The organism is Streptomyces sp. NPDC056144 (assembly GCF_042264145.1).
GTDB lineage: Bacteria > Actinomycetota > Actinomycetes > Streptomycetales > Streptomycetaceae > Streptomyces.
This window is the reverse complement of sequence record NZ_JBHJVF010000008.1, coordinates 262,150-285,326: the sequence shown is the minus strand read 5'-3', so window position 1 is coordinate 285,326 and position 23,177 is coordinate 262,150. Positions and strand designations below refer to the sequence as shown.

The 23,177-nt window shown below is 73.1% G+C and carries 20 protein-coding genes; 6 read left to right on the top strand and 14 right to left on the bottom strand.

What is annotated here, in order from left to right:
• A partial coding sequence (locus tag ACFC0Z_RS24995; protein ID WP_376441961.1) for a hypothetical protein occupies positions 1-318 on the top strand: 318 nt, incomplete at its 5' end.
• Positions 319-452: 134 nt separating this feature from the next.
• On the opposite strand, the gene ACFC0Z_RS24990 is transcribed toward ACFC0Z_RS24995, so the two are convergent.
• The gene (locus tag ACFC0Z_RS24990) at positions 453-1,460 is read right to left on the bottom strand and encodes a stage II sporulation protein M (RefSeq protein ID WP_376441958.1); all 1,008 of its coding nucleotides are present in this window, start codon (positions 1,458-1,460) and stop codon (positions 453-455) included.
• A 125-nt stretch (positions 1,461-1,585) separates the two neighbouring features.
• Between ACFC0Z_RS24990 and ACFC0Z_RS24985 the strand changes: the two genes are divergently transcribed.
• The gene (locus ACFC0Z_RS24985; protein ID WP_376441955.1) at positions 1,586-2,437 is read left to right on the top strand and encodes an RDD family protein; all 852 of its coding nucleotides are present in this window, start codon (positions 1,586-1,588) and stop codon (positions 2,435-2,437) included.
• A gap of 3 nt (positions 2,438-2,440) precedes the next feature.
• On the opposite strand, the gene ACFC0Z_RS24980 is transcribed toward ACFC0Z_RS24985, so the two are convergent.
• From ACFC0Z_RS24980 to ACFC0Z_RS24945, 8 genes are all read right to left on the bottom strand, one after another.
• Positions 2,441-3,055 carry a hypothetical protein gene (locus tag ACFC0Z_RS24980; protein ID WP_376441952.1) on the bottom strand — a complete coding sequence of 205 codons (615 nt, stop codon included), beginning with the start codon at positions 3,053-3,055 and terminating at the stop codon, positions 2,441-2,443.
• Between the two features lie 151 nt (positions 3,056-3,206).
• Positions 3,207-4,661: an adenosylhomocysteinase gene (gene ahcY / locus ACFC0Z_RS24975; protein ID WP_376441949.1), complete on the bottom strand. Its 1,455-nt coding sequence runs from the start codon at positions 4,659-4,661 to the stop codon at positions 3,207-3,209.
• Positions 4,662-5,019: 358 nt separating this feature from the next.
• On the bottom strand, positions 5,020-5,985 hold the full coding sequence (locus ACFC0Z_RS24970) for a cation diffusion facilitator family transporter (protein WP_376441946.1): 966 nt from the start codon (positions 5,983-5,985) through the stop codon (positions 5,020-5,022).
• Between the two features lie 66 nt (positions 5,986-6,051).
• Positions 6,052-7,203, bottom strand: coding sequence for a mannose-6-phosphate isomerase, class I (manA, locus tag ACFC0Z_RS24965; RefSeq protein ID WP_376441943.1), 1,152 nt, complete (start codon positions 7,201-7,203; stop codon positions 6,052-6,054).
• 163 nt (positions 7,204-7,366) lie between these two features.
• On the bottom strand, positions 7,367-8,518 hold the full coding sequence (locus ACFC0Z_RS24960; RefSeq protein ID WP_376441941.1) for an SIS domain-containing protein: 1,152 nt from the start codon (positions 8,516-8,518) through the stop codon (positions 7,367-7,369).
• A gap of 583 nt (positions 8,519-9,101) precedes the next feature.
• Positions 9,102-9,284, bottom strand: a complete 183-nt coding sequence (locus tag ACFC0Z_RS24955; protein ID WP_376441938.1) for a Trm112 family protein — start codon at positions 9,282-9,284, stop codon at positions 9,102-9,104.
• Between the two features lie 117 nt (positions 9,285-9,401).
• On the bottom strand, positions 9,402-10,769 hold the full coding sequence (locus ACFC0Z_RS24950; RefSeq protein ID WP_376441935.1) for a phosphomannomutase/phosphoglucomutase: 1,368 nt from the start codon (positions 10,767-10,769) through the stop codon (positions 9,402-9,404).
• 96 nt (positions 10,770-10,865) lie between these two features.
• Positions 10,866-11,300: a DUF3499 domain-containing protein gene (locus ACFC0Z_RS24945; RefSeq protein WP_376441985.1), complete on the bottom strand. Its 435-nt coding sequence runs from the start codon at positions 11,298-11,300 to the stop codon at positions 10,866-10,868.
• Between the two features lie 295 nt (positions 11,301-11,595).
• Here ACFC0Z_RS24945 and ACFC0Z_RS24940 point away from each other — a divergent pair, with 295 nt between their 5' ends.
• Positions 11,596-12,051 carry a metallopeptidase family protein gene (locus tag ACFC0Z_RS24940; protein ID WP_376441933.1) on the top strand — a complete coding sequence of 152 codons (456 nt, stop codon included), beginning with the start codon at positions 11,596-11,598 and terminating at the stop codon, positions 12,049-12,051.
• A gap of 87 nt (positions 12,052-12,138) precedes the next feature.
• Here ACFC0Z_RS24940 and ACFC0Z_RS24935 read toward each other — a convergent pair whose 3' ends face one another.
• The 3 genes from ACFC0Z_RS24935 to ACFC0Z_RS24925 all read right to left on the bottom strand — a co-directional run bounded on the left by ACFC0Z_RS24935 (position 12,139) and on the right by ACFC0Z_RS24925 (position 17,971).
• Entirely contained in the window at positions 12,139-13,674 is a 1,536-nt protein-coding gene (locus ACFC0Z_RS24935; RefSeq protein WP_376441930.1) for a DUF5719 family protein, read from the bottom strand.
• On the bottom strand, positions 13,671-17,426 hold the full coding sequence (locus tag ACFC0Z_RS24930; protein WP_376441927.1) for a glycosyltransferase: 3,756 nt from the start codon (positions 17,424-17,426) through the stop codon (positions 13,671-13,673). The genes ACFC0Z_RS24935 and ACFC0Z_RS24930 overlap by 4 nt, the downstream gene beginning before the upstream one ends.
• Before the next feature lie 278 nt (positions 17,427-17,704).
• The gene (locus ACFC0Z_RS24925; RefSeq protein ID WP_030759721.1) at positions 17,705-17,971 is read right to left on the bottom strand and encodes a WhiB family transcriptional regulator; all 267 of its coding nucleotides are present in this window, start codon (positions 17,969-17,971) and stop codon (positions 17,705-17,707) included.
• A gap of 688 nt (positions 17,972-18,659) precedes the next feature.
• Here ACFC0Z_RS24925 and ACFC0Z_RS24920 point away from each other — a divergent pair.
• The 3 genes from ACFC0Z_RS24920 to ACFC0Z_RS24910 are packed head-to-tail and all read left to right on the top strand — an operon-like array spanning position 18,660 to position 21,524.
• Positions 18,660-19,193, top strand: coding sequence for a cysteine dioxygenase family protein (locus tag ACFC0Z_RS24920; protein WP_376441924.1), 534 nt, complete (start codon positions 18,660-18,662; stop codon positions 19,191-19,193).
• Positions 19,194-19,206: 13 nt separating this feature from the next.
• On the top strand, positions 19,207-20,178 hold the full coding sequence (gene cofD / locus ACFC0Z_RS24915; protein WP_376441922.1) for a 2-phospho-L-lactate transferase: 972 nt from the start codon (positions 19,207-19,209) through the stop codon (positions 20,176-20,178).
• Complete coding sequence (locus tag ACFC0Z_RS24910; protein ID WP_376441920.1) at positions 20,175-21,524, top strand: coenzyme F420-0:L-glutamate ligase; 1,350 nt, start codon at positions 20,175-20,177, stop codon at positions 21,522-21,524. Before cofD ends, ACFC0Z_RS24910 begins: the two co-directional genes overlap by 4 nt.
• Before the next feature lie 6 nt (positions 21,525-21,530).
• On the opposite strand, the gene ACFC0Z_RS24905 is transcribed toward ACFC0Z_RS24910, so the two are convergent.
• Both ACFC0Z_RS24905 and ACFC0Z_RS24900 read right to left on the bottom strand, forming a co-directional pair.
• The gene (locus ACFC0Z_RS24905; protein ID WP_376441917.1) at positions 21,531-22,013 is read right to left on the bottom strand and encodes a hypothetical protein; all 483 of its coding nucleotides are present in this window, start codon (positions 22,011-22,013) and stop codon (positions 21,531-21,533) included.
• A 131-nt stretch (positions 22,014-22,144) separates the two neighbouring features.
• A complete protein-coding gene (locus ACFC0Z_RS24900) occupies positions 22,145-23,164 on the bottom strand; it encodes a DNA-3-methyladenine glycosylase family protein (RefSeq protein WP_376441915.1) in 1,020 nt (339 codons plus the stop codon).
• Positions 23,165-23,177 lie beyond the last annotated feature (13 nt).

Below are 23,177 nucleotides of genomic sequence, written 5' to 3'. Positions count from 1 at the left end.
AGGAACCTCGACCATCCGAAGATGGACGGGGTATCAACTAATCTGGCGTTGATTTTTGGCACGCTGTTGAGTTCTCAAGGTGCGGACGCTTCCTTCGTTCCTGTTTCCAGGCCCTCCGGGCGCTTCCTTCGTTTCCGACTCTATCAGATCTTTCCGATCCGATTTCCTCGGTGCTTTCCGATCCCTTTTGCTTTCGCTTGGGGGCCTTTCAGCGGTTCCGACTTTATCAGAATCATTTCGGCCGACCTAATCGGCGGCTTTCGTGATTCGAATGAGAATCGGAATGACTCCGTGGAATCGAATTCCCGACCGGAGTGAGTTGGACTCTACTTGATCGCTGCCGAACTGTCCAGTTCTAGGCAACCGTTTGAATCTACCTCCCCACTGCCGCCATGTCAATGGCTTTTGTGGGCACCGGAGGACACTAGCAGGTCTGCGGGGGCATCCGCACATCAGGCGGCGGTGGGGAGGGCGGTGTTGCGGTCGGGTTCGTCGAGGTCGCCTGTGGTGCCGGTGCGGGCGGCTCGGGCGCCGAGCACGTACACGTACGCGAGAAAGGCCAGCTCGGCGGCGATGCCGATGGTGATGCGGGCCCAGGTGGGGAGGCCTGAGGGGGTGACGAAGCCTTCGATCAGGCCCGAGACGAAGAGGACGCCGGCCAGGCCGATCGCCATGCCGATGGCGGCTCGGCCCTGCTCGGCCAGGGCGGCCCGGCGGGTGGTGGGGCCCGGGTCGATGAGCGTCCAGCCGAGGCGGAGGCCCGTACCGGCGGCGACGAAGACCGCCGTCAGTTCGAGCAGGCCGTGGGGGAGGACCAGGCCGAGGAAGACGTCGAGGCGGCCGGCGGAGGACATCAGGCCGATGCCGACGCCGAGGTTCAGCATGTTCAGGAAGAGGATGCCGAGGACCGGGATGCCGAGGAAGGCGCCCAGGACCAGGCACATGGCGGCGGCCTGGGCGTTGTTCGTCCAGACCTGGGCGGCGAAGGAGGCCGCCGGGTGGCTGGAGTAGTACGTCTCGTACTGGCCGCCGGGACGGGTCATCTCGCGGAGGTCGGCCGGGGCGCCGATCGAGGCCTGGACCTCCGGGTGCGTACCGATCCACCAGCCGATGAGGACGGCGAGGAGGGTGGAGAGGAGAGCGGTGGGGATCCACCAGTGGCGGGTGCGGTAGAGGGCGGCGGGGAAGCCGGCCGTCAGGAAGCGGGTCGCGTCGCGCCACGAGGCGCGGCGGGTGCCGGTGACGGTCGCGCGGGCTCGGGCCACAAGTTGCGTGAGGCGGGCGGTGAGCTGGGGGTCCGGGGCGGTGGACTGGACGATCGAGAGGTGGGTGGCCGTGCGCTGGTAGAGGGAGACGAGTTCGTCGGCCTCGGCGCCGGTCAGTCCGCGGCCGCGGCGGAGGAGGTGGTCCAGACGTTCCCACTCGGCGCGGTGGGCGGTGACGTAGACGTCGAGGTCCATGATCGGCTGCTGCTCCAGGCGGTGGCTGCGGACGGGTCCGTACTACTGCGGCGCGCTGCGGTTCAGCTTGGCAGACTGGCGTTCGGAGGGGTCTCGGAGGGCGGAGAAGGGGAAGGGTGGGTGCCGTGGGCGGGCTGGTGACCGGGGACGCCGTCGTGCTGGGGGTGGAGCCGGCTCGGCTGCCGAGCCGTGCGCTCGCCGTGCTCATCGATCTCGTCGTGGTGTGGGGGGTCTATCTGCTCCTGGCGCTCGGGCTCGCGGTCGCCACGGCTTCGCTGGACGAGGCCGCCGTCATGGCGCTGTCCATTGCCTTGTTTCTGCTGGTGCTCGTGGGGGTGCCCATCGCCGTGGAGACGCTGTCGCACGGGCGGTCGCTGGGGAAGCTGGCCTGTGGGCTGCGGGTGGTGCGGGACGACGGGGGGCCGATCCGGTTCCGGCACGCGCTGGTGCGGGGTGCGATGGGGGTCGTCGAGATCCTGCTGACGTTCGGGGCCGTCGCCTGTATCGCCTCGCTCGTGTCCGAGCGGGGGCGGCGGCTCGGCGACGTGTTCGCGGGGACCTTGGTCGTACGGGAGCGGGTGCCCGCGGCGCGGGCGGTCGCGGTGCCTCCGCCGCCGCCGTGGCTGGTGGGGCGGTTCGGCGGGCTCGATCTGTCGGCCGTGCCGGAGACGCTGTGGCTGGAGATACGTCAGTACCTGACGCGGGCTCGTGAGCTGGACCCGGTCGTGGGGCGGCGGCTCGCGGAGCGGTTGGCCGACGAGCTGGTGGCGCGGACCGGGACGCCTCCGCCACCGGGGGTGCCGGCCGACGCGTTTCTCGCGGGGGTGGTGGCCGAGCGGCAGGCCCGGGATGCCCGGAGGGTGGTCGTGCTGCCGGATGCGGCGGCGCCGGTGTCTCGTGCGCCGGGTGTCGGGGGCGCCTCGGCTGTCGCCCCTGAGGGCGGCACGCGTCCTACCGGGTTCGCTCCGCCCGGCTGAGGCTCAGGGGAAGACCGACGGCGGGGTCTCCAGGTGTTCGAGTTCGATGCCGGGGGCCGCGAGGACCACGTCGCCGGCGATGTGGATCGTGTGGCGTTCCCCCGTGTCCAGGGTGCTGACCTGGTACTCGTCCACCAGCAGAGGGCCGTTGTCAGTGGCGTGCGCTTCACTTTTCAGCAGGGCCCAGGACTGGTCGACCGTGAGGGGGGCGAGCACCGGATCCGTGAGGGCGACGAGCCTGACGCGGGTCTCGGGGGAATCGGGGGTGAGACGCAGGAGTCGCGTGAGCGCGACGAGGAACGCCGGGGACGTGCCGGTGAAGGCATGAGCGCGCACATTGCCTTCGGTGGCGTGGGTTCCGGTGGGGTCCGTGCGGACCCAGGTGACGCCGTCGAGGGCCGCTCCGCGGACCTGCCAGCTCGCGGCGTGGAGTTCGAGGCGGATGGGGCGGCCGAGTTCGTCGACGGCCAGGTCGACGGAGCCGCGGTGGTCGCCCGAGGGGGTGACGGTCTGGGAGACGTAGCGCCAGCCGGAGGGGCCGGGGGCGCAGTGGAAGTGTTCTTCGCCGAGGGGGGTGTGGTCGTGCGGGTCATGGAGCGAATATCGGCCGCGGGGCATGGGTCGGTCCTCGGGAGACGGTGCTTCCAGGTGCGGTAGCGGGGGGGGACGGGGCAGGCCCCCGGCACGCGGGGTGCGGGGGCCTGCCGGGAACCTCTACGGGTGTCCGGGGCGGTGGTGCGTCAATGCGCACGGGCCGCCGGTCGGGGCATCAGTAGCGGTAGTGGTCCGCCTTGTACGGGCCCTCGACCTGGACGCCGATGTAGGCGGCCTGCTCGGGGCGGAGGGTCGTCAGCTTGACGCCGAGGGCGGAGAGGTGGAGACGGGCGACCTTCTCGTCCAGGTGCTTCGGCAGCGTGTAGACGTCGGTCGGGTACTCCTCCGGCTTCGTGAAGAGCTCGATCTGGGCCAGCGTCTGGTCCGCGAAGGAGTTCGACATGACGAAGGAGGGGTGGCCGGTCGCGTTGCCGAGGTTGAGCAGGCGGCCCTCGGAGAGGACGATCAGGACCTTGCCGTCCTCGTAGGTCCAGGTGTGGACCTGCGGCTTGACCTCGTCCTTGACGATGCCCGGGGTCTTGGCGAGGCCGGCCATGTCGATCTCGTTGTCGAAGTGGCCGATGTTGCCGACGATGGCCTGGTGCTTCATCTTGGCCATGTCGGCGGCCATGATGATGTCCTTGTTGCCGGTCGTGGTGATGAAGATGTCGGCCGTCTCGACGACCTCGTCGAGGGTCGTGACCTGGTAGCCGTCCATGGCCGCCTGGAGCGCGCAGATCGGGTCGATCTCGGTGACGATGACGCGCGCGCCCTGGCCGCGGAGGGACTCGGCGCAGCCCTTGCCGACGTCGCCGTAGCCGCAGACGACGGCGGTCTTGCCGCCGATGAGGACGTCGGTGGCGCGGTTGATGCCGTCGATGAGGGAGTGGCGGCAGCCGTACTTGTTGTCGAACTTCGACTTCGTGACGGCGTCGTTCACGTTGATCGCCGGGAAGAGCAGGCTGCCGGCCTGGTGCATCTCGTACAGGCGGTGGACGCCGGTCGTGGTCTCCTCGGTCACGCCGCGGATCTCGGACGCCAGCTGCGTCCACTTCTGCGGGGACTCGGTGAGGGTGCGGTTGAGGAGCGTGAGGATGTGGCCGTACTCCTCGCTGTCCGCGGTGGACGGGTCCGGGGCGGAGCCGGCCTTCTCGAACTCGACGCCCTTGTGGACGAGGAGGGTGGCGTCACCACCGTCGTCGAGGATCATGTTCGGGCCGCCGGTGGGGGTGTTCGGCCAGGTCAGGGCCTGCTCCGTGCACCACCAGTACTCCTCCAGGGTCTCGCCCTTCCAGGCGAAGACCGGGACGCCCTGGGGGTTCTCCGGGGTGCCGTTCGGGCCGACGGCGATGGCCGCGGCGGCGTGGTCCTGGGTGGAGAAGATGTTGCAGGAGGCCCAGCGGACCTCGGCGCCGAGGGCGACCAGGGTCTCGATGAGGACGGCGGTCTGCACGGTCATGTGCAGGGAGCCGGTGACGCGGGCGCCGGCCAGCGGCTGCTGCTCGGCGTACTCGCGGCGGATCGACATCAGACCGGGCATCTCGTGCTCGGCGAGGGTGATCTCCTTGCGGCCGAAGGCGGCCAGGGAGAGGTCGGCGACCTTGAAGTCCTGGTGGGCGGCAGTCGTCATGACTGAGCTGCTCCTCGTGTATCGGGTGCGAGGGTCGGTTGAGGTGCCTGACACCACGGCAAGGCCGCCCTGGGCACAGGAATGCCCGGGCGGTTCCGCGGTGCCGTCGTCGGAGGCCCTCTCTCCCTCGGCCGGTCCTCACGGACCGCCCGACCGCCATCAGCAGCGACGTCTGGCTGATCCCGAATCTACACCGGGAGGTGCGGCGGCCCACAGTCCACATCCGTCGAGATCGGTCGACATCGGGGGGTTTGGCGGTGCGGTTCTGGCGAGATTCAAGCGGTGTGGCCGACGCACGTGACCCCCGGACCACGGGGGTCGCGGGGGTCGTGTGAGGGTGCGTGGTGCGCCGGCGGCGTCAGTGGGACGGGCCGCCGGGGGTCTTGGCCGGGTTCCCGCCGGACGCGGCGGCCTGCTCGCTGTAGACGTCCGGTTCCAGGTAGATCACCCGGGCGATCGGGACGGCGGCGCGGATGCGCTCCTCGGCCGCGTTGATGGCGTTCGCCACGTCGGCCGCGGTGTCGTCGTGCTTGACGGCGACCTTGGCGGCGACGAGGAGCTCCTCCGGGCCGAGGTGGAGCGTGCGCATGTGGATGAGGCGGGTGACGGTGTCGCCGTCGACGACGGCGGCCTCGATCTTCTTGACCTCGTCCACGCCCGCGGCCTCGCCGAGGAGGAGCGACTTGGTCTCGGCGGCCAGGACGATCGCGATGATGATCAGCAGGATGCCGATGCAGAGGGTGCCGATGCCGTCCCAGACGCCGTCGCCGGTCAGGAGGGCCAGGCCGACGCCGCCGAGGGCGAGCACGAGACCGACGAGCGCGCCGAGGTCCTCCAGGAGGACGACCGGCAGCTCGGGGGCCTTCGCCCGGCGGACGAACTCCTTCCAGGAGAGGCCGCCGCGGATCGCGTTGGACTCCTTGATGGCCGTACGGAAGGAGAAGGACTCGGCGATGATCGCGAAGACGAGGACGCCGACCGGCCAGTACCAGGCCTCGATGGGGTGCGGGTGCTTGATCTTCTCGTAGCCCTCGTAGATGGCGAACATGCCACCGACGGAGAAGAGCACGATCGAGACGAGGAAGGCGTAGATGTACCGCTCGCGGCCGTAGCCGAAGGGGTGCTGCGGCGTCGCCTCGCGCTGGGCCTTCTTGCCGCCGAGGAGCAGCAGGCCCTGGTTGCCGGAGTCGGCGAGCGAGTGGACGCTCTCGGCGAGCATCGAGGACGAGCCACTGAAGATGAACGCCACGAACTTGGCTACGGCGATGGCCAGGTTGGCGGCGAGTGCCGCCACGATCGCCTTGGTTCCGCCTGACGCGCTCATGGGTGTACGTGGTCCCTTCGTCGATGCTCCGGCACTGTCGCCGCTGTTCGGCCGGTCATTGTCGCATCAGGCCACCACGGTGGCGCGGAAGACCGTCCCCTCCCCCGAGAGTTGGGTCGGTTCGCCTGCTGGTACGAACACCGACTCCCCTCGGCCGAGGGTGATGTCCCCCGCCTTCGGGCGGCCCGCGACGGCGAGCAGGATCTGCGGGGTCGGCGCGGTGAGGTCGTTCGGCACGGCGCCCTCCGCCCGTACGAAGCGGGAGAGGCGGAACTCGTCGATGGGGGTCTCGTACACCTCCTCGCCCGACGGGGAGGCCTCGGGGCGCAGGACCCCGGCGTCGTTGGCCTCGAAGCGGACGACGTGCAGGAGTTCGGCGACGTCCACGTGCTTCGGGGTGAGGCCACAACGAAGAACATTGTCCGAGTTTGCCATGATTTCCACGCCCAGGCCGTCGAGATAGGCGTGCGGGACGCCCGCGCCCAGGTAGAGGGCCTCCCCCGGCTGGAGCACGATGTGGTTGAGGAGCATGGCGGCGATGACGCCCGGGTCGTTCGGGTAGTGGTGGGCGAGCGCGGCGTACGGGGCGTGGGCGCCGCCCAGGCGGGCGGCGGCGGCCGCGGCCTCGGTGACCGTGTGCGCCATCTCCGTACGGTCCGCCGTCAGGAGCGCCGTCAGGACCTCGCGGAGCGCGGCCTCTTCGGGCTGGGCGTGGAGGAGGTCCACGTACGGCTTCAGGGAGTCGACGTCCAGGGCGGCCAGGAGGTCGGCGGTCTCGGCGGGGGCGCGGAAACCGCACAGTCCCTCGAAGGGGGTGAGGGCGCAGATCAGCTCGGGCTTGTGGTTCGCGTCCTTGTACGTGCGGTGCGGGGCGTCGACCGGGATGCCCGCGGCCTCCTCCGCGGCGAAGCCCTCGCGGGCCTGCTCCAGGTCGGGGTGGACCTGGAGGGAGAGCGGGGCGCCGGCCGCGAGCACCTTGAAGAGGAAGGGCAGGCGCGGGCCGAACGCGGCGACGGCCCGCTCCCCCAGTTCACGTACGGGATCGGCGGCGATGAGCTCGTTGAGCGGGCCGCGCTCGGTACGGGACGGGGCGCCGTCATGGGCTCCCATCCACATCTCGGCCTGCGGCTCGCCGGTCGGGGCGGTGCCGAGGAGTTCCGGGATGGCCGTCGTGGATCCCCAGGCGTAGGGACGGACGGTGTTGACGAGGCGGTCCATGGTGGCTGCCAGCTCCTTGGTCGTGATGGGGGTGGTGCGGGTTGGTGTCGCGTGGCAGGAGACAGGGGGCGGATGACGGGTGGGTGACGTGGGGGTGGTGGGTGGGTTAGCGGTGAGTAGGTGGGTGGGTCGGGGGTTGGGGGGTGTAGTCGGTGGTGGTCGGTCAGTGGTGGTCCGGGTGGCCCGGTGTGGCCAGGGTCAGGTAGACCGCCGCGAAGTCGGTCACGGCCAGGAGTTCGGCCAGGGTTTCCAGGTCGCCGCCCTCCTCCGCCTCCAGTTCGCTGATCGCCGCCTCGTGGCCGAGGGCCAGTTCGCGGGCCGCGGGAGCCGCCGACAGGCCGTCCGCCGGGCGGTCCCTCAGGAGGACGACCCGCGCCCTGAGTGCCTGCTGCTCGTCCACCCGGTCGCGGAAGAAGTCGTCCGGGTCCGCGCCCGCCGCGAAGTCGCCCGCCAGCAGCACGCCGTGGGCCGGGAGCGCCTCCGGGAGTTCGGCCGCCAGCGCCGGGAGGCCGGCCAGCTCCGCCAGGACACCGGCGAAGCGGCGGCCCGCGGGGCCCGCCGCGTTGCCCTCGGTCCAGATCAGCGGGAGCGAGTCCGCGAGTTCGGCGGCGAGGGTCTTGGCCGGGTTGCTGTACGTGGCGATGGCCGGGCCGCAGCGTTCGGCCGTACGGTCCAGGCGGTCGGCCACCTTCTCCAGGGCCTCGGGCGGCGCCTCCAGGAGTCCGACGCGGTCGAGCAGGGCGAGCAGCGGGGTGAACAGGGCCCACAGCGCGCCGGGGCTCGCGGCGAGGCTCTCCGCGTACTCGTCGGGCGACTCGTGCGGGGCCGTCGCCATCGGGACGAACAGGCCGTGCGAGCCGCTCACCGTCTCCGAGAGCGGGGAGCCCTTCGGGGCGACGGCGACGACCGTGACGCCTCGGCGGTACGCCTGCTCGGCGAGGAGGGCGAGGCCGGGTTCCGAGCCGTCCGTGGTCGGCAGCAGGAGCAGGTCCACCGAACCGGCCCAGCCGGGCAGGGTCCAGCGCAGGGCGCCCGCGGCGGGGGCGACGCCGGTCGGCTGGAGCCGTACGACGGGGGCGGCGGCACCGGCCAGGGCACCGATCAGGTCCGCGACGCCCGCGGCGGCGGTGCCGGGGCCCGCGACGAGGACGGCGCGGGGGCGGCCCTCGGGGCGGAGGTTCGCGATGCCGGCCTCGCTGGCGTGGCGGGCGGCGGTCCGTACCCGGGCGCCTGCTTCGGCGGCGCCGCGGAGGAGGCCGCGGCGGTCGGCCAGGGCGAGGGCGTCCGGTGCGTCGAGGAGGGTCTCGTCGAGCATGGGGCGGTGCCTCCCGGTTGTGGGTGGGTGCGGGGTGTGACCTCAGGGGTTCCTGTGCCTTGTCGCACCATCAGTACCGCCGGCTGGGCGGTGGGGCGAGGGAAATCGCGGATGCGGTGAGTGGGGCGGCCGGGGGTGGGGGAGCCTCGGCCTCGGGCCCTGTCCCGGTGCGGGGGTGGGGGCGCTCGGTGCGGTGCGGGGCCCGAGCGGTGCCGTTCCGGGCCCTGCGGGTGGACGAGCGGGGGGCGGGCATCGCCCTGTGGGGCGTTGTGCCCACCCGTTCCGCCCCGGCGGAACGCATGCCCGCAACGAAGGCGGCGGGGCGCGGGCGCGGGGTGCGGGTGGCCGGGCGCTGGGGCGTCATCCGGGTTGCCGGGCGCGCAGGCGTCGTGCGGGTTGCCGGGCTCGGTGGTGGGACGTGGGGCCGCGGGGTGGGGTGGCGGGGGGCCGAGGGTGGGACGCGTCCCGGCGGGGCGCAGGCACGCGGGCCGGGCGGCGGAACGCACGCGCACGGCGCCGGCGGCGGGGCACATGGCCGTGATGCGGCCGCCGGCACGTGGGGCGTGGGGTGGTGCACCGGGGGTCAGGCCGGGCGGCGGGCCTCGTCGGTGAGGAGGACCGGGATGCCGTCGCGGACCGGGTACGCGAGGCCGCAGTCGGCGCCCGTGCAGATCAGCTCAGGGGTCTCGTCCGCCGTGCGGTCGTTGAGCGGAGCGTGGCACGCGGGGCAGGCCAGGATCTCCAGGAGGCCGGCTTCGAGCGGCATGAGGTGTCCCTTCGGGTGGGGAGGGGTGGAGCTGCCCTTTCGGGCCAGGTCAGCCTACCGCCGGGGGGCGGGGAACGCGGTCGGCCGACCTGCTCCCCGTACCCCCGGCGGGTGGTGTCAGTCCGTCGCCCGGACGAGGGCCAGGACCTCGTCGCGGATCTTGGCCATCGTGGCCTCGTCCCGGGCCTCGACGTTCAGGCGGAGGAGCGGCTCCGTGTTGGAGGCGCGGAGGTTGAACCACCAGTCCTCGGACGTGGCGGTGAAGCCGTCGAGGGTGTCGAAGGTGACGCCCTCGACGCCCTCGTAGGCCGCCTTCACCTTGGCCGCGCTGGCCTCCTGGTCGGCCACCGTCGAGTTGATCTCGCCGGAGGAGGCGTAGCGGTCGTAGACCGAGACCAGGTCCGAGAGCGCGCCGGTCTGGCCGCCCAGGGCCGCCAGGACGTGGAGGGCGGCGAGCATGCCCGTGTCCGCGTTCCAGAAGTCCTTGAAGTAGTAGTGCGCCGAGTGCTCGCCGCCGAAGATCGCGCCGCTCTTCGCCATCTCCTCCTTGATGAAGGAGTGGCCGACGCGGGTGCGGACGGGGGTGCCGCCGTTCTCGCGGACGACCTCCGGGACCGACCAGGAGGTGATCAGGTTGTGAATGATCGTTCCGCCGGGGTGCTTGGCCAGCTCGCGCGCGGCGACGAGCGCCGTGATCGCGGACGGGGAGACCGGCTCGCCGCGCTCGTCGACGACGAAGCAGCGGTCGGCGTCGCCGTCGAAGGCGAGGCCGAGGTCGGCGCCCTCGGCGCGGACGCGGGCCTGGAGGTCGACGATGTTCTTCGGGTCGAGGGGGTTGGCCTCGTGGTTCGGGAAGGTGCCGTCCAGCTCGAAGTACATGGGGATCGTGTCGAGCGGGAGGCCCGCGAAGACGGTGGGGACCGTGTGGCCGCCCATGCCGTTGCCCGCGTCCACGACGACCTTCAGCGGGCGGATCGCGCCGAGGTCGACGAGGGCCTTGAGGTGGGCCGCGTAGTCGTCGAGGGTCTCGCGCTCGGTGATCTTCCCGGGGGTGGCGGCCGCCTCGGGGGCGCCCGTCTCCGACCACTCCTCGACCAGCGCGCGGATGTCCGAGAGGCCGGTGTCCTGGCCCACGGGGGCGGCGCCGGCGCGGCACATCTTGATGCCGTTGTACTGGGCCGGGTTGTGGGACGCGGTGAACATCGCGCCGGGCAGGCCGAGGCTGCCGGAGGCGAAGTACAGCTGGTCCGTGGAACAGAGGCCGATGAGGGTGACGTCGGCGCCGAGGCGGGACGCGCCGCGCGCGAAGGCCGCCGAGAGGCCGGGGGACGAGGGGCGCATGTCGTGGCCGACGACGATCGCGTCCGCGTCCGTCACGCGTACGAAGGCCGCGCCGAAGAGCTCGGCGAGCTCCTCGTCCCACTGGTCCGGTACCACTCCGCGGACGTCGTACGCCTTCACGATCTGCGACAGATCGGCAGTCACGGATCCACCCTCCTGAGTTCTCGGCACGCGTGTGCGGGCGCGTGCGTAGGAACGCCCAAACTACCCGGAGTGGAGAGGAGGTACGCCGACGCCCTGTCAGTTGTCGGGAGAGCGGAGAACCCTGAGGTGTCCTCTGCGGCCGACTTCCATGGGGTCGCCGCCGCGACCGCCGCCGCCCTTGCCGCCGGCCTCGGCCGCGCGCTCCTGGGGGCGGGCCGCTTCCCGTACCGCGTTGGCCAGGGCTTCGAGGTCGTCACCGCTGGGGCGGGGCGGGGCGGAGCCGTCGGAGAGCCGCACGACCTCCCAGCCGCGCGGCGCGGTGAGGCGCTCGCTGTGCTCGGCGCACAGGTCGTAGCAGTGGGGCTCGGCGTAGGTGGCGAGCGGGCCGAGGACCGCAGTCGAGTCGGCATAGACGTACGTCAGTGTCGCGACGGCAGGGCGGCCGCACGCGGTGCGCGAACAGCGACGTACAGGGCTCACGACGTTGGACGGTACCGCACTCTTGACCGGGCCGCGACGACTCGGCCTCAGGTCACTCCCCCGTGTCGCGGTGTGAGCTCCGCCACGCCGGGCGCGCTAGCGCCGCGCTGACCTGCCGGGAAGGGGGTGTACGGGGGTGGGGGCGGGCGGCGATCCGGACAGACGGGGGCGGTGATCCGGTCAATCACCGCCAGATGGCCGATCGTCCGGTGTCCTCGAATCGGGCCCGGAGTTGGCCGGATCGCTCAGGTTGCGACAGCCGGGCCCGGCGGCGCGGGAAGGTGGCGAGGATCCGCCACGGTGCGAAAACACCGTGGAGGGTTACGCTGCGTCAGTGATGGACAGCATGGACAGTCCTGTGCCGCCGCCCCCCTCGGGGCCCTCCGCGGAGACTCCGGCCGAGCCCCGGGTCCGCCGCCGCGACCGGCACGGCCGCGGGATGCGCGGGCCGGTCGCGCCGCCCCAGGTGCCGCTCTCCGCGAGCCGGGCCGACACCTTCCGGGATCTCGTCCTGGACTCGGTGGAGCGCCTGGAGCGGCGCTGGCCTCAGCTGGCGGACGTCGAGTTCATGGTGATGGAGGTGCCGCCGGCCGTGTCGGGCGAGACGGTGCCGCTGGGGGGTTCCGTCTCCGCCGAGAAGGGCGAGCCCGCCCGGGTCGTCGTCTACCGGCGGCCCGTCGAGATCCGCTCGAAGAGCCGCGACGAGCGCGCGCTCCTCGTCCACGAGGTGGTCGTGGAGCAGGTCGCCGAGCTCCTCGGGCTCTCGCCCGAGTCGGTCGATCCCCGGTACGGGCAGGACTGATCCCTGTTCCGGGCCCTGGCCCGGTCCCACCCGTTAGGGGCGGCCGCTCCACCCGTAAGGGTGGAGCGCACCGTCCGCTCGGTCCGCTCAGTCCGCCAGGACCTTGAGGTCCTGGCGTGCCGACGGGACCTCGACCGTGCCCCGGTCGTCGACGAGGGTCTGGACGGTGAACATCGGGATCCCGTCCAGCGGCAGCGACAGCGTCCGCGCCGCGTACACCTTGCCGCCCGAGACCGGTTCCACCGTCAGCGCGTAGGCGCCCTTGAGGCCCTGGGGGGCCGGGTCGGCGACGGCCAGCGTGGTGCCGGCCTTGACCGTGACCGTCTTCGAGGACGGCTGTCCGCCGCCGGAGCCCGCCGAGGCGGTGACCTTGACCTGGGCGTCGGAGCCGGTGGCGGTGAGGGAGAGCGTCGAGGACTTCGCGCGGTTGTCGGCGACCGTCGCGCGGGCCGAGACCGGGGCCGTCGCCGGGATGAACGCCGTCTCCAGGTTCTCGCCCTTGCCCCGGACGATCTGGAGGGCGGCCACGACGGGGACCGGCTTCTTCGGGTCGCTCGGGGTGAGGATGAGCGAGCCGGCCTCGCCGCGGGTGAGGTCGGGCAGTATCACCGCGGCCGTCATCCCGGACTTCACGTGCAGGCTGCCCTCGCCGGCCGGGACGATCGTGCCCGACTTCGTGGCCAGCTGGATCTTCAGGTCGGCGTCGTCGTCGCCCGGGGCGAAGGCCACGAGCCGGACCACGGAGGTGTCCGCGGGGATGCCGGGGAGCACGGCGGTGCTCGCCGGGTCGGCGGCCGGGGAGATCCAGTCGCTGCCGAGCTTCTCGTCGGCCACGCCGATCGCCGCGCCGACACGGCCGCTGCGGGTGGTGACATGGACGGTGACGTCCCGCTGGGCCGCCTCCGAGGTGAGCGTGGAGAGGAGGACCGGGACCGTGGAGCGGGGCGGGACCGGGATGCCCTCGGTGAACTGGGACTTGAGGACGCCCTCGGGTCCGTACAGCTCGATGTCGGCGACGGCGGCGGTGTCGTCGGGGTTGGTCAGGTGGACGTAGTCCTGGCGCGCCTTGGCGGTGGAGGCCCCCGGGAACCAGAAGTCGGTGTCGGGGGCGCCGCAGGTGAGGCCGAGGAGGCCGCGGGCGCCGCCCGCCTCGACGACGGTGGACTGCTGGACGGTCCAGCCGGGGGCGAGGGTGCCGGTGGCCGTGCCGGCGAGAGCGGGGGCCGCGCCGCCGTTGGCCTCGGCGGTGACGGGCTTGCCGGGGGTCGTGACGGTGGCGGGGGCCTTGGGGGCCGTGGCCTTCTTCCCGCCGCCCGAGCCGCCGCGGGTGGCGCCGCTCGCGGCCGGGGCGAGCTTGGCCGTGGGGGCGTCGGCCTTGGTGCCGGGGGCCTTCGCGGGTCCGCCCGCCGTGCCCGCCGGGGTGTACGAGGTGTAGACGGTTTCGGCCACTTCGGAGGTGCTGGGGGCCGGGCAGACCAGGCCCGAACGCTCCACCGGCAGCCGGGTCGAGGCCTTGGCCGCGGGGGCGGCCGTGTCGCCCTCGGGGGCGCTGAGGGTGGCGAAGCCCGTGACGGCGGCGAGGGCCGTGGCGACCGCGAGCAGGGAGATCGTCGTGCGCTTCACTGGTTGCTGCTCCCGTCGGGACGCTGCTCGGTCTCGTGACCCTGGTGCCCCTGGGGGTACTCGTAGCCGTAGCCGTACGGGTCGTACTGCTGCTGCTCGTACTGCTGCTGGGGCTGCTGCTGGGGGTCGTAGTACTGCTGGTCGTACTGCTGCGGCGCATAGCCCTGGTCCGCGTACGGCTGCTGCTGGTCGTAGCCCTGCTGGGGGTACTCGTAGGGCTGCTGCTGGTACGGGTCGGCCCCGTACTCGCCCTCCTGGTAGTAGCCGCCGCCGGCCTGGTCGGCGTACGCGGGGGCGTAGGCCGGGTCCTGGACCTGGGACTGGTCCTGGGTCTGGGACTGGGGCTGGGCGTCGTCCCATTCCTGGGGCTGCTCGTACGACTGCTGCTCGGGGATCGGGAGCGGGGCCGGGGCCTGCCCGGGGTCCTGGCCGTGCTCGGTCCCGGCGGCTTCCGCCTCGGCCTCGGCCTCCGCCGCCGCGCGCAGGCGGCGGGCGCGGCGGCCGTCGCCGTCGGTCGCCTGGGCGGGGATGGCGAGCTCCTCCTCGGGCAGGTCGTCGTCGATCTCGCGGCGGCGGCCCGGGAGGGCGAGGACGAGCAGGACGACGGCGAGGCCGACCTGGGCCCAGGTCCACGCGGTGCGGGTGAGCGGCTGGTCGTACGTGAGGTCGAGGCGGCCGCCCTCAGTGGGGAGTTCGAAGCCCTGGGCCCAGCCGTCGACGGTGGTCGGCGTCAGTGCCTCGCCGTCGAGGGTGGCGGTCCAGCGCTCGTCGGCGCGGTCGGCGAGGCGCAGGACGCGGCCCGCCGGGCCGGCCGGGACGTCGGTGTGGGCCTCGACGGGCCCCGCGGCGACGGAGACCGGCTTCGCGGCCTTGTCCCCGGCGGCCGGGTCGGCGGTCTTCGCGGTCGCGCCGCTCCCGGCGGTCTTCGCGGCCGGCGGGACGATCATGACGCGGGCGATCTCGCGGTCCACGCGCCAGAGCGCGCTGCCGTCGAGCTGGCTGAGGCGGCTGAGGCCGGGGGTCGCGTCGAGGACGCGGCTGACCTGGCGCGGTGCCCCGTCCCGTACGAGGACGTAGCGGATGGCGTAGCCGCTGAGTTCCTGGGTCTGGTCGGCGCCGGATCCCGCGACGAGGTGGGCGACGACCTGGTCGAGGCGGGGGTCGGCGTCGGCCGCGGCGGCGAGCTCGCCGTCGCCGAGGCGCGCGCCGGAGCCGCGGACCAGGGTGTACGCGACCTCGCCGGGGGTGGTGCCGCCGAGGACGAGGGTGCGGGGCTGGTCGCGGGTGCCGCTCTCCTCGGCGACGAAGGCCGGGACCTGGACCGGGTCGCGCCGGGTCAGCGGGCCGTCGGCGCCGCCGATCATCCAGGCGACGGCGGCGACGGCGGGGCCGAGGGCGCAGGCGAGGGCGACGAGGGCGGCGACGGGCTGGCGCCAGCCGAAGCCGTGGGCGGCGACGCGGGTGCGGCCGCCCTCGGCGCCGATCATGCCGGCGGCGATGAGGGCGGAGCCGTAGACGAGGGTGGCGGGTCCGGCCCAGCCGGTGCCGTCGGCGCCGTTGGAGAGGACGGCGAAGACGAGGCCGGTGAGGGCGGCGGCCCAGGCGGCGAGGACGGCGAAGCGGCGCTCCTCGCGGAGCAGGGCGGCGAGCGCGGCGAGGACGAGGCCGATGAGGAGGAGGCCGCCGAGGGTGCCGGGGCCGCCGGGGCTGACGCCGAGCAGGTCGAGCGCGGTGGCCGTGCCCGTGCGGACGTCGAGGCCGGCCTCGCGGAGGAACGCGGCGGGGTCGGTGAGGAGGGTGAGCGACCAGGGCGCGAGGAGGAGGAGCGGGGTGCCCACGGCGGCGAGGAAGCGGAGCCCGTACGCGGTGATGTCGGAGCGGCGGACGACGAGGACGCCGAGGCCGAGGAGGACGGCGATCGGCCACACGATCGGGGTGAACGCCGTCGCGAAGGTGAGGAGGAAGGCGTACGCCCAGGTGGCGCGCCAGCTGCCGCGGTCGGGGCGGTTGAAGCCGTGGGCGGAGACGGCGGCGCGGGCGATCAGCGGGAGCAGGATCGCGAGGACGGCGGTGCCGAGGCGGCCGGTGGCGAGGGCGCCGGTGGCGGCGGGCAGGAAGGCGTACGCGATGGCGCCCCACGCGCGCAGGAGCCGGGACTCGACGATCGGGCGGGCCGCGAAGTACGCCGTGAAGCCGGCGAGCGGGACCGAGCAGACGAGCAGCACGGTCAGCGCGGTGGAGGTGGAGCCGAGGAAGAGCGCGGAGAGCGCGGCCAGGACGCCGAGGTACGGCGGGGCGGTCTGGGTGCCGCCGGTGCCGAGGGCGTGCCAGCTGTCGGCGTACCGCGACCAGAGGGCGGAGACGGTGTCGGGGGCGGGCAGCAGGGCGCCGCCGGCCAGCGAGCCGCCGGCGAAGAGGTTGCGGCAGGCGACGAGGGAGACGAGGAGAAGGAGGCCGAAGAGGACCGGGCCCGGCTTGCGGGCGATCTTCTTGAGGCGGGCGAACTGCTCGATCTCCAGGTAGTCGGCGTCGTCGCCGCCGGGTCCCGACTCGACGACGGCGTGGCGGGAGCCGCCGGCTTCGGCCTCGGAGCCGCCGACGTTGGCGGTGAGCTGTTCGACGGCGGCGCGGACGGTGGCGCCGGGTGGCGGGAAGAGGGGGCGGAGCTCGCTCGCGGGGACGGCCGGACTCTTGCGGGCCTTGCGGGCGGCGAGGATCCTCTCGGGGCGCAGGAGGGTGGCGAGGAGGCCGGTGACCTCGTCGACGGCCTGGCCGGGGACCTTGCCGACGAGCGCGGCGAGGGTCCGGACGAGGGTGCTGAGGATCAGCCGGAGGAGGACGTAGGGGAGGGTGCGGCCGGGGGTGTTGGCCAGGAGCGCGTAGACCGCTCCGGCCTTGTCCACCCGGTACGGGCTGGCCGCCGTGCGGCCGGCGCAGTCGACGGTGCGGCGCTCGCGGGCGGAGGCCTCGGCGTGCCGGAGGACGGCGTCGGGGGCGACGAGGACGCGGTGGCCGGCGGAGTGGGCGCGCCAGCACAGGTCGACGTCGTCGCGCATGAGGGGCAGGCGGCGGTCGAAGCCGCCGAGCTCCTCGAAGACGTCGCGCCGGACGAGCATGCCGGCGGTGGAGACGGAGAGGACGGGGCGGACCTGGTCGTGCTGGCCCTGGTCCTGCTCGCGGCGGTCGAGTCCGGTCCAGCGGCGGCCGCTGTGGGCGATGGAGACGCCGACTTCGAGGAGCTGCTTGCGGTCGTACCAGCCGCGGAGCTTGGGGCCGATGACGGCGGCGTACGCGTCGGAGTCGGCGACGCGGAGGAGTTCGGCGAGGGCGCCGGGCTCGGGGGCGCAGTCGTCGTGGAGGAGCCAGAGCCACTGGACGGGTTCGCCGTGCGGGAGCTCGGGGAGGTCGTACGCGTCGTCGTTCCAGGTACGGCTGACGGGGTCCCAGCCGCTGGGGCGCTTCAGGTACGGCAGGTCGTCGGGGCCGAGGACGGGGGCCGTGCGGGCGGCCTCCTCGACGGCGGCGCCGAAGCCGGTGCGGCGGGCGAGGTGCAGGACCCGGTCGGGGCCGATGGCCTCGCCGACCAGGCGCGCGGAGTCGTCGGCGCTGCCGGTGTCGGCGGCGACGACGCTCTGCACGGGACGCTCCTGCGCGAGGAGCCCGGCGAGGGCGTCGGGCAGCCAGCGGGCACCGTCGTGGGTGACGAGCACGGCGGTGACGACGTGCCGCGGGAACTCAGGTGTTGAGGACATCGAGCTACGGGCCCTCCGGCCGGGGTCGCCCGTGAAGGGCGTGGGGTGCGTCTCGGACGGAGGCCCACACTAATGGCTGCGCGAGGAGCGGTTCGCCCCTGTGGACGACGGGCTGTGGACGACGGAGCGGGGCGGGCGGCCTGTGGACGGCCGGGCCGGCGGGCTGTGGACAACGCAGAACGGTCCGCCGCCTGTGGGCAGAGCACAGGGGGCGGACCGTTCGTCATGTCCTGGTGGCGGGGGTTGCGGGGCCGCCGCGGGGTGGCCCGGGAACCGCCTCAGACCGCGGCCTTCTTGAGGCGGCGGCGCTCGCGCTCGGAGAGTCCTCCCCAGATGCCGAACCGCTCGTCGTTCTGGAGGGCGTATTCGAGGCACTCGGAGCGGACCTCGCAGGCGAGGCAGACCTTCTTGGCCTCGCGGGTCGAGCCGCCCTTCTCGGGAAAGAAGGACTCGGGGTCGGTCTGGGCGCACAGCGCGCGCTCCTGCCAGCCGAGTTCCTCGTCCGCGTCCTCGACCAGCAGCAGTTCCTGGAACAACTCGGTCATCTGCGCCCCTCGTCTGTTCTGTACGTCCCCGTGGTGTTGCCGTTGCGAACCCGGCCGAACGACACGAGTGAAATTACAAGTTTGTGCTCTGTGCGAGTCAAGCGGAGATCTGCTACTGGGCCCCGTATTCACTCTGCGGAACCAAGCCTATGCGGAAAGTGTTCAAATCACCAAAAAAGTGACATACACCACCGCCGTGACCCTCCCCGCGCGCGGCCCTCCAGGAGAGAGGACGCCCGAGACTTGGATCTTGTTGCAGTCCAGCCGCGGAAGCGATCCGGATCACACCCCGGTCACGGAGCGTGACATTCGAGCCAAGACCCGAACAGCCGGTGCCACCACGTTTACGGGCGCGGTTGATGGGCCATCTCTCCTGGTCCGCGCCTGAACAAACCTTTCTCCGGGCACTGTAACCGGATGAGGTGAAACATTACCCCCAAATCGGGCATTGAGTTGACAGTCGGGTACCCGTCCCGCCACCTTTGGTGGCATGCCAGCGACCGTTGCGACCGCCGCGCCCCACGCCCGTGGGTTCCGCCGCGCTGTCCAGACGCGCTGTTGCTGTTGTTGTTCCAGCTGTTGATGCCGTAGAGCTCCAGCTTCTTCCCTCCAGCGTCACCCTGCGTCACTCGCGTCACCTTTTCCGTGACCCCACCGCTTCTGTTTCTGCTGAGGAACCCCCCCACCCATGAACATGGACAGCGACCTTCAGATCGCCGGCGACATCCTCGAGGTCCCGCACCTCCTCCAGCCCGAGCGCGCCCACCCCGTCACCGTGGCGGAGTTCGTCGGGCTCGCCCGCTCGCTCGCCGACGACCGCTCCCAGTGGGCCCCCTACGTCGAGTACGACGCCACGAGCCGCTGGTACCACCGCCTGCGCACCGGCCCCGGCTACGAGGTGTGGCTGCTCTCCTGGGTGCCCGGCCAGGGCAGCGGGCTCCACGACCACGGGATCTCCTCCGGCGTCCTCACCGTCCTCCAGGGCGAGTTGACGGAGCGTACGGACCGGGGCGTACGGCGACTCTCCGGGGGCGCGCAGCGCGTGTTCGCGCCGGGGTACGTCCACGAGGTCGTCAACGACTCGCTCGAACCGGCCGTCAGCCTGCACGTCTACTTCCCGGGCCTCACGGACATGCCGATGCACGAGTCCCTTCAGGGGCGGTGCGCGCCCGCCCCGGCCGCCCCCTCCGCCCCGGCCTCCCCTGGTGTCGTCACCGCCTGACAGACTGCTGTGCATGCGCATTGTGGTTCTGGCCGGTGGCATCGGTGGTGCCCGCTTCCTTCGCGGCCTCAAGCAGGCCGCGCCCGACGCGGAGATCACGGTCGTCGGCAACACCGGTGACGACATCCATCTCTTCGGGCTGAAGGTCTGCCCCGACCTGGACACGGTGATGTACACCCTCGGCGGTGGCATCAACGAGGAGCAGGGCTGGGGCCGTCTCGACGAGTCCTTCACCGTCAAGGAGGAACTGGCCGCCTACGGCGTCGGACCCGAGTGGTTCGGCCTCGGCGACCGGGACTTCGCGACGCACATCGTCCGTACGCAGATGCTCGGCGCCGGCTACCCGCTGAGCGCCGTCACCGAGGCGCTCTGCGACCGGTGGAAGCCGGGCGTCCGGCTGCTGCCGATGTCCGACGACCGCGTCGAGACGCACGTGGCCATCGAGGTCGACGGCGAGCAGCGGGCCGTGCACTTCCAGGAGTACTGGGTGAAGCTGCGCGCCTCCGTCGACGCGAAGGCCGTCGTGCCCGTCGGCGCGGAGGCCGCGAAGCCCGCACCGGGCGTCCTGGAGGCCATCGCCGAGGCCGACGTCATCCTCTTCCCGCCGTCCAACCCCGTCGTCAGCGTCGGCACGATCCTCGCCGTGCCCGGCATCCGCGAGGCCGTCGTAGCGGCCGACGCCCCGGTCGTCGGCCTCTCCCCCATCGTCGGCGACGCACCCGTGCGGGGCATGGCCGACAAGGTCCTCGCCGCCGTGGGCGTCGAGTCGACCGCCACGGCGGTCGCGCTGCACTACGGCTCCGAGCTCGTCGGCGGCTGGCTCGTCGACACCGTGGACGCGGACGCCGTCGAGGCGGTCGAGGCGGCGGGGATCGCCTGCCGCGCGGTGCCGCTGATGATGACCGACGTGGACGCGACGGCCGCGATGGCCCGCGAGGCCCTCGCGCTCGCGGAGCAGGTCCGCGCTCAGGGGGTACGCGGGTGAGTGCCGCCGGCGTTCCCTCGTACCGGGTCTGGGCGCTCGGCGGGCTGCCCGAGGTGGCCGCCGGGGACGACCTGGCCAAGCTCATCGCCGCCGCCGTCTCCGCCGAGCCCGCGTCCGGGCTCGCGTCCGGGCTCGCGTCCGGGCTCGTCGACGGGGACGTCCTCCTCGTCACCTCCAAGATCGTGAGCAAGGCCGAGGGGCGGGTGATCGCCGCCGACGACCGTGAGGAGGCGATCGACGCCGAGACCGTGCGGGTCGTGGCCCGGCGCGGGACCCTGCGGATCGTCGAGAACCGGCAGGGACTCGTCATGGCCGCCGCCGGGGTCGACGCGTCCAACACGCCTTCCGGGACCGTGCTGTTGCTGCCCGAGGATCCCGACGCCTCGGCGCGGCGCATCCGTTCGGGGCTGCGCGAGGCGCTCGGCGTCGAGGTGGGCGTCGTCGTCACCGACACCTTCGGGCGGCCCTGGCGCGGCGGGCTCACCGACGTCGCCATCGGGGCGGCGGGCGTGCGGGTCCTCGACGACCTGCGCGGCGGGACCGACGCGCACGGCAACCCGCTGAGCGCGACCGTCGTCGCCACCGCCGACGAACTCGCCGCCGCCGGCGACCTCGTGAAGGGCAAGGCGGCGGGGCTTCCCGTCGCCGTCGTCCGCGGGCTGCCGCACGTGGTCGGCGGGGACGAGGAGCCGGGAGCGCGGGCGCTGGTGCGCGCCGCCGCCGACGACATGTTCCGGCTCGGGACCTCGGAGGCCGTACGGGAAGCGGTGACGCTGCGGCGGACCGTACGGGAGTTCACCGACGCGCCCGTCGACCACGGGGCCGTACGGCGCGCGGTCGCGGCGGCCGTGACGGCACCCGCCCCGCACCACACCACGCCCTGGCGGTTCGTCCTCCTGGAGTCGGAGGAGTCGCGGGTGCGGCTGCTCGACGCGATGCGGGACGCGTGGATCGCGGACCTGAGGCGGGACGGGAAGTCCGAGGAGTCGATCGCGAAGCGGGTGCGGCGCGGGGACGTCCTGCGCAACGCGCCCTACCTCGCCGTGCCCTGCCTCGTCATGGACGGCTCCCACCACTACGGCGACGCGCGCCGGGACGCCGCCGAACGCGAGATGTTCGTCGTCGCGACGGGCGCCGGGGTGCAGAACTTCCTCGTCGCCCTCGCCGGTGAGCGGCTGGGCTCCGCGTGGGTGTCCTCGACGATGTTCTGCCGGGACGTCGTACGGGAGGTCCTCGGGCTGCCCGAGGACTGGGACCCGATGGGCGCGGTGGCCATCGGGCATCCGGCGGCTCCGCCTCGGGAACGGGGCGAGCGGGGAGCCGCGGAGTTCATCGCGGTGCGCTGACCCTCGCTACTCGGCGCCCGCCTTGTTGGCGGCGACCCAGTCGGTGTGCGACTGCCAGCCGTACAGGGTGCCGCCGTCGACGAAGGCGTAGTAGAGACCGCAGCGGGCCGTGGCCTTGGGCGCGGCCTTCTCGGGGAACCAGTCGGCCTTGAGCTCGGGGCCGGGGAGGTCCGCGGCGGGCTTGTAGGGGGTGCAGCCGGCGGGCAGACCCGCGGCGGGCGTGTTCGAGGGCAGGGTGGCCTTGAGCAGGCGGTCGCCCCCGGTCGTCTTCATCCGGTACTCGACGCCCGCCGCGCCGTCGGGCAGCCAGCGCGGGAACGAGGCGCGGTCCGCCTTCGCCTCGGCCGCCGTCCTGTACGAGGACGCCTCGTCGTGGCGGCCCTGGTACCACTCGGTCACGGCGGGGACCGCGAGGGCGGCGAGGACGCCGGCGGCGGCCAGCGTGGCGACTCCGGTGACGACGGCGGTCGTCGTGCGCTTCTTGGGCATGGAGGGCTCCTGGAGGGTGGGGGGTGGAGGTGCGTGCGCCCTTCCACTCTCCTTGCCGGTCGCGCCCGATCCGTACGCCCCGAGCAGTGTCCGCGCGTACGCCTCCGGTCGGACACCGGCCCTGACCACCCCTAGAGGTGGCTGATCCTGCCCGGGGCCATGCGGGGTGCCCTGCGGGGCGGGACCCTGCCGCTCAGGAGGATCAGGCGGGCCGCGCGGTGGCGCTGGCCCTCGTACGGGGCCAGGAGCTCCAGCATCCGCGCGTCGTCCGCCGTCCTCTCCCCCGCCAGCGCCCAGGCCACGATGCCGGGCAGGTGGAGGTCGCCCGTCGTGACCTCGTCGGCGGCGCCGTTGCTGCGCTGGATCGTCTCCGCGCTCGTCCACGGGCCGATGCCGGGGATCAGCTCCAGGCGCTTGCGGGCCGCCTGCGGGTCCATGCGGGCGGCCTCCTCCAGGCGGGGGGCGACCCTGGCCGCGCGGACGATCGTCGACGCGCGGCTGTTGTCGACGTTCGCCTTGTGCCACTCCCAGGACGGGATGCGGGCCCACGTGCCCGGGTCCGGCATCACGAAGAGGCCCTCGGGGGCGGGGCCCGGGGCCGGTTCGCCGTACTTCCGTACGAGGACGCGCCAGGAGGCGTACGCCTCGTCCGACGTGACCTTCTGCTCCAGGACCGAGGGGATCAAGGACTCCATGACCAGGCCCGTACGGGTCAGGCGGAGGCCGGGGCGGCGGCGGTGGGTCGCGGCGAGGAGTTTGTGGCGGGGGGTGAAGGCGGTGGGGTCGTCCTCGGCGCCCAGGAGGGCGGGGAGGTTCTTCTCCAGCCAGGGTGCGCCCGGGCCCCAGATCTCGGTCTCCGCCAGGTTGTCGACACCTCGTACGCGGAGGGTGGCGGGGCCTGCGGGGGTGCGGGTCGCCCGCCAGACGCTGCCGTCGGGGGTGATGCGGAAGGTGGGGTCGGCGGGGCCTCTTCTGAGGGGGCCGAGGGTGAGGCCCAGGTCCAGGGGCTGGTCCCCCGCCTGGTCCTGGGCCTGGGCCTGGGCCTGGGGTGCCCCCTCGGGACCCTCCTGCTGGGCCTGGGCTTCCGGTAGGGGGAGGTGGCCGCCTCGGGATGTGGTGCGGGTGGGTTTCGGGGGGAAGCGGCCGGCCATGGAACGAGCGTAG